A 7,826-nucleotide genomic window follows, 5' to 3' on the forward strand; every position below is an offset into this window, starting at 1 on the left:
GTCCCAAGAGGTTCTCGACCTCCCGCGCGCCGATCTCCGTGTCGGCGTACTCGAGCGGCGTCCTCCCGCCAAGGCTGAGATTCTCGCTCCTGAGCCAGTCCGCCGCGCTCTCGAGAGCGTCAAACACTCGGCTGGCAACGTCAAGCAAGTGAGCAATACGCAGCACATGCTCGCTCTCTTCGGGAGAGAGGCGTCCGCTGCGCTTACGCCTCGTTCCTGCAAAAGGCAGCGCCCCGCGAGCTGCACCGCGCCTTCTCCAAGAGGCTCGCCTGCTCGGAAGTCAAACCACGGTCCCCTCACGCCGCACGTTCAAGAGCAGTGGCGTATGGCTGCACCGATAGTCCTCGTCCGACATGAACTGTCTCGAGACGAGCGTATCGTACTTCAGGGACAGGTCTCCAACGAGGCGGCTGGTGCGCTTCATCTCCTCGGCACGGTGGAATGGCCCGCGCAAGACGAGCAGCACATCGATGTCGGAGTCGTCGGTGGCGTCGCCACGCGCTTGCGAGCCATAAAGCACGACCTTCACCAGCCTGTCACCGTAAAGTGTGGTCAGCCCTTCCCTAAGCTCATCCAGGACACAGCAGACTTCCGGCCTCATGGCTTAGTGTAGCTCATAACGGCAGAATAGCCCGCGCCGCCTCGAGCCCTACCCTCGACCTGCCTCAAACAAGCTCGAGCATCCGGTCCAAATCGCTGGCGTTCACAGCGTCAAAGAGCTAGCGCAGGACGGCTTTGTTCTTTTCTACTGACATGTCTTTCTCCTTTCTCAGCACTTTTGCGCTTCACAACGGTTGTACGCCTGGGGGTGTCGGAAAAGTGTCGAAAACGCTGGCGGCGCTCTCCGAAGACGGCTTTTTGAAGTCAAGGTGTGATAAACTGTGCATATATGTGCACAAAAGGAGCCGAGACATGCCGAGTAAAGCCAGAGGTGTCCGTGTGCCGGAGGTCTTGGAGCGTGAGATCCAACGTGAAGCGGATCAGCGAGGCAAGTCCTGGTCGGCAACGACGATGGAATTGCTGACGGAGTCACTTCGCATGCGCCGCGTCCCAGGGATTGCCTTCGTCGACGGCACCAGCGGACGCAGAGCGGTCATCGCGGGCACAGGTCTGGATGTGTGGGAGATTATCGCCGCCTGGAAAGCGGGCAATGAGAGTTTTCGCGGCCTGAAAGACAACTACCCTTGGTTGACGGAGGAGCAACTCCGCGTCGCACTTGGCTATTATGAACTCTTTCCGCAAGAGATCGAGGCGCGGCTCGAGCGGGAGAGGTGGTGGACACCCGAACGTCTCAGGCAGGAGTTGCCCTTTGCCGTGTTAAAGAAGGGCCCATTCAAGGCTGAAGTGCAACGATCCTGATGTCCAGGAAACATTACCTCATGAGGAGTGCGGTAGTCAAGCGACTTGCGCGGTACCCGCTCCGCAGGGCACTTTCGCTGGTTGATGAGATTAACGGCATGCTCAAGCTCCTGTGGAGCGACCTTGGTAAAGTCGGTTTTCTTTGGGAAGAACTGCCTTAAGAGCCCATCCAGTCAAGCTGGACGAACGGTTGGTGTGCTCGTTCAAGCCACGCTCCCAAGAAGCGTAGGGGTTGGCAAAAAAGCAGGGAACATCAAGCGTCTCGCTGAGTTCCTGATGCTTGCTGAACTCCTTGCCATTGTCGAAGGTGAAGCTCAGGGGAGTGCTGGGCAGTTCCTCAAAGAGAGAAATGGTTGCCCCATTGACGCTTCTGCTGGTGCGGTCCCTTCGGGGTGCTGCGCGAACAGGGCAAAGAGCAGCCAAGAGGAATTTAGCTCTACAACCTCACTTAACTAGGATCTGCGGCCTCTTCAGCTTCCCTAGAGGCTCTGTCATGCTCTTCCCTAATTTGAGCGCGGCGAAAAATATTCCGTTCCTCACAGCAACTGATGTTGTAGAGCTAAGGCATGAGGTTGCTATGGGACGACGAAGCCATAGCCCACATTGCCAGGCACGGCGTCGAGCCCTGGGAGGTCGAAGAGGCATTAGCCGATTCGGACCGCCGAAAGTTCAGCGCCTACAACGCTCCCGGCGACCGGCGCATGGGCTTCATCGGCAAAACCGAAGATGGTCGGGTGCTGGTCGTCGTTCTAAGAAGGCCGAGGGCGTCCGCCCGTTCATGGCGAGAGACGCGACAAAAGCCGAGAAGAAATCGTACAGGAGGTGAGCATGCCCACAAAGACCATCCAGGCGCAGAGCGAGATACCGGCGTTCAAGAACGACACCGAAGCCGCCGCCTTCTGGGAGAGGCACGAGGTAGGCGAGGGCCTCCTCAGCGACACGCCCGACCCCGACTTCGATACGCCCATCACGCGCAGCTTCCGGCGCCCGCAGGGAACCGTGCAGATCAGCCTCAAGCTCGAGCGCGACACCAAAGGCAGGCTCGAGGCCGTCGCCAAAGCTAAAGGAATCCCGTATCAAACGCTTCTCAAGAGCTTTGTGACGGAGCGGCTCTACGAAGAAGAGAAGCGCTTGAACATCCTCTCGAATGGGACGAATGGGAACCGTCACGCGTGAGAGAGCTCGAGAACGAACTCTCGAGCATCAAGCGCATGGGGCAGTTACGGGATCATAAGGATGGCACACCGATTGGAGAACACCCTCGGGCTCGGGCGCAGATGATTGCCGAGCAAAGAAGGTGATGAGTGAATAGCCATAAGCGAAGTCTTTCACCACGCCTCCTTCACTCCAAGCTTTCCGGCAATGTCCTCGAGGTATTCGACCTTGGCTGGACAGGCTGCACTGCATCCAGCACGGCCTCGGGATGCTTTGCCACAATTCTTAGAAGCACCTGCGCAGGCCCTTTCGGCTTGCGGCGCTTTTGCTCCCAACCTTCCAGCGTCCTCTCGCTGATGCCCAGCATGGCGGCAAACCCGGTTCGAGACATGCCGTAACGGCGGCGGATTGCCTTCACGTCGGGCTCTTCAACTTTGAAAACCCTCGCGGGCTGTCCTCCCCTAAGGATGCGACTGCCTTCCCGCACGCTCTCCAGGAGTGCTTGAAAAAGCTCTTCTTTCATAAAAAAGACCTGGGCGTAGCGGATACCCCGCGACCTTGGTCCGGGGAGGAGCGTAGCCCGCAAGGCGTTAAGCCTTGCCCTTTCTGTACCCGCTTCGCCGGGCACCTTGCTATACCGCGTTCAGGACGCAATAAGTCCGGCGTACCATGAAAGTCCAAGTTCCACGGGTTCAGCACACTACGACACGTTGTGCTGGTAAAACTTGGAACGTATAAGCGAACCGTCCGGCGAAAGGCACCCTCTAAGGGTAAACAGTTAAAGCCGTTAAGGACAGGTAAGCTTCTAAGCCTTTTTGGGCTAGGGCCGGTATCAAGCGGCCTATTGTCTCGGGGAATGTGTCTAAGTCGGCACATGCTACTCTCCAGGGACAAGCCCCGCCTCTTTAGAGCGGGGTACTTGACGGGTACTCCTCTCTTAATGGTGTTGTCTGACACCGCCCAATAGTAGATAATCCTGGCACCACCGCGCTTTCCTCGGCCTGCCACCGACCACCTGAGCTTGCGGAGGCCGCCTGTACCTTTTATGACCGCGCCGCTATTTGGATGTGCTGCCAGATGTAGTTGGAGGGTTCGGTATTCTTCGTCGCTCAGCAAGCCTTTGATAATTCGCTCGAAAACTTTCGTTGTGTTCCTGCCGCTTGGACATGAGCTGCCAGGTTGCGCGCCCTGACGATGTCCGCCCAGACCTCCGCGTCGCTCAGTGTAGGGCCACTAGGCCCCCGCTAGTGCGGGTACTACAGTGTAGGGCCACTAGGCCCCCCGCTAGTGCGGGTACTACATCGTGTTGCTCATCGCAGGGGCAAATACCTCACTTGACCCGCCCACTCCTCTTCAATACTGCATTCGGCTAGCAGGAGGATGTCTGCAATCGCCAAACCGATGGGAACCATGCGAGCTACTTCAAACACGCCCGGCATCGGCTCACCCGCTTGCACACGCTCATAAGCGTAATGGGTCATGGTGGTGACGTCGTGTGTTAAGAGAACTCGCCCCTCATCTGCTGCCCACGCCAACACAGTAGGATCATCTGCCCCTGAGAGCCCCACGTCTTGAACACGTGCGACGTCTATCCTGGGATTGCGCCTCAAAAGCCCACGCACGATGTTATTGTTGAAGTTCTCATCCGCAGCCAACTTGAGCACCCCACCTACCCCTTATCGGCACGGCGTGCCAAGAGGCGGTCTCGGATACCCTGAGGGTCGAAGCGACGCTCGTTCTGCTGACGAACCTGGGCGACCTGCTGCTGCCGTTCACGCAGGTAAGTGTTCACTTCATGGGAGTGGTTCAAGTAGTAGCTGATGACGGCGTACACAGCCGGAAGTGACGCGGGGGGGTATTGTTGGGTGATCTCTTCAGCCGTCGCGCCCTCCAAAAAGGCCATGATGACCGTGTCGAGGCTCACGCGCGTACCGCCTACGCGCACCACGCCACCGGCGTCCGTGATGAGGGGGGGAGGGTCAGCGGTGACGATGAGCGTCATGTACTTCAGTATACCCCCTGTCCCTTCGCATATCGCGCCTCCGCCAGAAAGTCTCTAGGGTAGAGCCATGACTAGACGCCTTACTCTCACGACCGGCATCGTCAACCTGCCGGGGGTCGACAAACAGACACTGGTAGACCTTACCGGGAGGACAGGGGGCATCAGGCCGGGACTCTTGAGGGCGTGCCTGAAGAAGGACATGACCGTTCAGGAGGTCGAACACAACACCGAGCAGGCCAAGGAGATCGGCTTGCGGGGGACGCCCACGGTGGTGGTCGTGGGCAGAACCTACGCCAACCCGGACTGGAACGACCTGGAAGGCATTATCGTTGGAGCCCTTTAAGATGACGCTCTCCCTAAAGCGGTAGCCGCCAGCAACGAGGTAAGTATATGAGCTATTAAAAAACGCACGTGCCGTGCAGCCAGCACCCGAAGGGCTCGAGCTCTTCTATACTGAAGGGAAGGAGGTAGCCGTGACCACTCAGGTACAAACGACCGCTGACGAACTCCTCCATATACCTTCCGACGGATTCCGTTATGAACTGATCAGGGGAGAGCTTAAAAAGATGGCACCGGCAGGGTATGAACATGGCACACTAGCCGCGCTCGTCACGGGTCTACTTATTGCCCATGTACGCGCTCAAGGATTAGGGAAGGTTACAGCCGCTGAAACTGGCTTCAAGCTCAGCACCGATCCCGACACCGTACGTGCTCCGGACGTCGCTTTCGTCAGTCAGGCTCGCCTGGACGAGGTAGGCCCCGTGCAGGGCTACTGGCCCGGCGCACCCGACTTAGCGGTTGAAGTGGTCTCGCCCAACGACCTCTACACCGAGGTGAACGACAAGGTAGCCGAGTGGCTAGCGGCAGGCTCTGGAATGGTTATAGTCATCAACCCCCGCAGGCAACAGGTGTTCGTTCACCTCTCCCCTACCGAGGTGAAGGTGCTGGAGGTGGAAGACACCTTGTACGGCGGTGAAGTTGTGCCGGGGTGGCAGCTGTCCGTAAGCGAGCTGTTCGAGAGTTAGCAGGAAAGCTTGTCGATGCTCGAGCCCCCCACGGGGGCTTTTTTGGTAGACGTGACTCATTGATTATACAGCACGGAGGTATCTAATGTGTGAGAAACGAAAACCTGAACCGCTTACCCCACGTCTAAAGCCGGGGGCTTGCGCGGTTCATTTGGTCAGCGACTCGCCTCGAGCCCGCCGAAGCAGGGTAGGATGGTCCTCGTGTTGAGGTTCGCTCCGGTATGGCTATGGCTCCAACCACCCACTCCCTTTCCCATCACCCCGCAGCGCGGCTCGAGGCGAGGGCGTGAGGGTCCGGTGACGCGCGTTCAGATGATCGCCCTGCTGGCCGCCCTCGGCGTCCTGCCGCTGCTGAGCCTTTTCGTGCCGGCGGTCAGCCGCGCCACGGGACGCGCCTGGGCGTTCGCCGTCTATCTGGGCATACTGCTCCTCTTCCTCGACGCTCACTTCAACATCTTTAGGGAGGAAGGCACCAATGTAGACCGGTCGATCAGGCTGCTGCTCGGCCTGGGCGCGCTCGCGCTCGGCCTGCTTCAGCTTCCCAACACCTACCGCTCGCTGCTCAGACCGCCCGCTCTCCCCCTGCTGCTCTTCGCGCTCTTCGCGCTTCTTTCGACGCTCTATTCGGCGACGCCGTACTTCACCTTCGAGGTCGGGCTCATCCTGCTCGGCTTCGTGCTCTTTGCCCCCGCCGCCGCGCGCCTGCTCACCTTGAGGACCATGCTCTTGACGGCAGCAGCCAGCCTCGGGCTGTTCATCGTGGTTTCTTTGGCGCTGTCTTATGCCTTTCCCGAATTCGGGCGCACAACAGGCTTTTGGACACCAGCGGGGGAGGTCTACCGCATGGACGGCCTGACCGCTCACGCCAACATTCTAGGCCGCCTGGTCGCCCTGTTCCTGCTGGTGTTGCTGCTGCTCTTTCTCTACCGACTCATCCGCCCCCGATTTCTTGCCGTACCGGCGGCTATCGGCCTGCTGACGCTAGCCTTCACCGGTAGCCGAACCTCCGCGCTGGCCCTGCTGGCTGCCGGAGCGGTGTACGCGCTGCGTCTTCGGCCGCGGCTCATCGTACCCGGCGCGGCCATCGCCGCTGTGGTCGCCTTCTTCTTCCTCATATCACCAGGGGCCGGTGGCGAGGTGCTCGAGGGCTTTAGCCGCTCGGGCCGCTCCCAGGAGGTCGTGACGCTGACTGGACGCACCGGTCTCTGGACCTTTGTGCTCGAGCAGATCGAGGCGTCGCCGTGGCTCGGCTACGGGTATGGGGCTAGCCGTTCGGTGCTCGCATCAGAGTATGAGACGCTAGGTTGGGAGGCCCCACATGCCCACAACATGCTCTTGCAGAGCCTGCACAGCGTAGGCATCATCGGCACCGCGTTTTTGGTCCTAGCTTTGTTGTATCAAGCCGTAGCATTCCTCGAGCGGCCCATTGCCTTTCGTGATCTGCCGCTACTTTTCGTCGTCATTGCAGGGTTTACCGAGGCAGGACCGCTCAGGCCGGAGCCCAACACCCTCACGCTTCTCTGGTTTATAAGCTTTTTCAAATTCCAGGAGAGCAGAGGTTACAGGTCGAGGAGCAGGTATTCGCCAACATACGTATGGCGACCGACAGCCTCTCAAGTCACAGAGCCGTTTTGGGATACAAAGAACAAACCATCGCCCAGGGCCAAGCCGAGCATGGCCGGCGTCGGCAAGCTTATGGTGACGGCCGCGGCGTTGTCCGTCCTGCTGAGCGCTTCCCAGTCCCCGACCTCGACCTTTCTCACCGCAATGAGTGACAGCACGCTGAGCGAGATACAAGAGCTCATCGCTGGGGGGTTCAACGTCAACCTTGCCGACGAATACGGTCAAACCCTCCTGATGCACGCCGCCGCCGCGAACCAGGATCCTGAGGTGATCACTGTTCTTGTAACAGCCGGAACGGAGGTCAACACGTCCACCTATGAAGGTCGGACAGCTCTTATGTACGCCGCTTGGAGAAATCCTAGCCCTGAGATCATCTATGAGTTGCTTAGGCTAGGTGCTAGAGCCAGCCCTAGAAGTAGCGCAGGACTGACGGCTCCGGACTATACATTAAGAAATGATGATCTTACGGGCACCAATGCAAGGTGGCTGCTGCGAAACAGTATTGCCAACGAGGAACAGCCATGCGTGAATATCAATACCGCCAGCCTCGAGGACTTGAGGCGCATTACCACCATAGGCCCCGTCATGAGCCAGAGAATCGTAGAGCAGCGGCCCTTTCAAACGGTAGACGACCTGATTCGGGTGGAGGCAGTTGACACCAA

General features: G+C 58.9%; 9 protein-coding genes and 1 pseudogene. 5 read left to right on the top strand and 5 right to left on the bottom strand.

All coding sequences use genetic code 11. From position 1 onward, the window contains the following. Nucleotides 1–280: 280 nt before the first annotated feature. Nucleotides 281–601 carry a nucleotidyltransferase domain-containing protein gene (locus M3498_05170; protein ID MDQ3458683.1) on the bottom strand — a complete coding sequence of 107 codons (321 nt, stop codon included), beginning with the start codon at nucleotides 599–601 and terminating at the stop codon, nucleotides 281–283. Nucleotides 602–912: 311 nt separating this feature from the next. Here M3498_05170 and M3498_05175 point away from each other — a divergent pair, with 311 nt between their 5' ends. After that, entirely contained in the window at nucleotides 913–1,359 is a 447-nt protein-coding gene (locus tag M3498_05175) for a DUF433 domain-containing protein (protein ID MDQ3458684.1), read from the top strand. Between the two features lie 2 nt (nucleotides 1,360–1,361). Here M3498_05175 and M3498_05180 read toward each other — a convergent pair. Beyond that, nucleotides 1,362–1,746 (bottom strand): annotated as a pseudogene (locus tag M3498_05180) (IS30 family transposase). A 441-nt stretch (nucleotides 1,747–2,187) separates the two neighbouring features. On the opposite strand from M3498_05180, the gene M3498_05185 reads away from it, so the two are divergent. After that, a complete protein-coding gene (locus tag M3498_05185) occupies nucleotides 2,188–2,535 on the top strand; it encodes a BrnA antitoxin family protein (GenBank protein MDQ3458685.1) in 348 nt (115 codons plus the stop codon). Between the two features lie 166 nt (nucleotides 2,536–2,701). On the opposite strand, the gene M3498_05190 is transcribed toward M3498_05185, so the two are convergent. From M3498_05190 to M3498_05200, 3 genes are all read right to left on the bottom strand, one after another. Next, nucleotides 2,702–3,037: a helix-turn-helix domain-containing protein gene (locus M3498_05190; GenBank protein ID MDQ3458686.1), complete on the bottom strand. Its 336-nt coding sequence runs from the start codon at nucleotides 3,035–3,037 to the stop codon at nucleotides 2,702–2,704. Nucleotides 3,038–3,824: 787 nt separating this feature from the next. Further along, a complete protein-coding gene (locus M3498_05195; protein ID MDQ3458687.1) occupies nucleotides 3,825–4,178 on the bottom strand; it encodes a DUF5615 family PIN-like protein in 354 nt (117 codons plus the stop codon). Nucleotides 4,179–4,183: 5 nt separating this feature from the next. After that, on the bottom strand, nucleotides 4,184–4,516 hold the full coding sequence (locus M3498_05200) for a DUF433 domain-containing protein (protein MDQ3458688.1): 333 nt from the start codon (nucleotides 4,514–4,516) through the stop codon (nucleotides 4,184–4,186). 67 nt (nucleotides 4,517–4,583) lie between these two features. Between M3498_05200 and M3498_05205 the strand changes: the two genes are divergently transcribed. The 3 genes from M3498_05205 to M3498_05215 form a co-directional block, all read left to right on the top strand. Then, nucleotides 4,584–4,859, top strand: a complete 276-nt coding sequence (locus M3498_05205; protein ID MDQ3458689.1) for a hypothetical protein — start codon at nucleotides 4,584–4,586, stop codon at nucleotides 4,857–4,859. Between the two features lie 130 nt (nucleotides 4,860–4,989). After that, complete coding sequence (locus M3498_05210; GenBank protein MDQ3458690.1) at nucleotides 4,990–5,541, top strand: Uma2 family endonuclease; 552 nt, start codon at nucleotides 4,990–4,992, stop codon at nucleotides 5,539–5,541. Between the two features lie 297 nt (nucleotides 5,542–5,838). Beyond that, a partial coding sequence (locus tag M3498_05215) for an O-antigen ligase family protein (GenBank protein MDQ3458691.1) occupies nucleotides 5,839–7,826 on the top strand: 1,988 nt, incomplete at its 3' end.

It is taken from the genome of Deinococcota bacterium (assembly GCA_030858465.1).
Classification (GTDB): Bacteria; Deinococcota; Deinococci; order Deinococcales; family Trueperaceae; genus JALZLY01.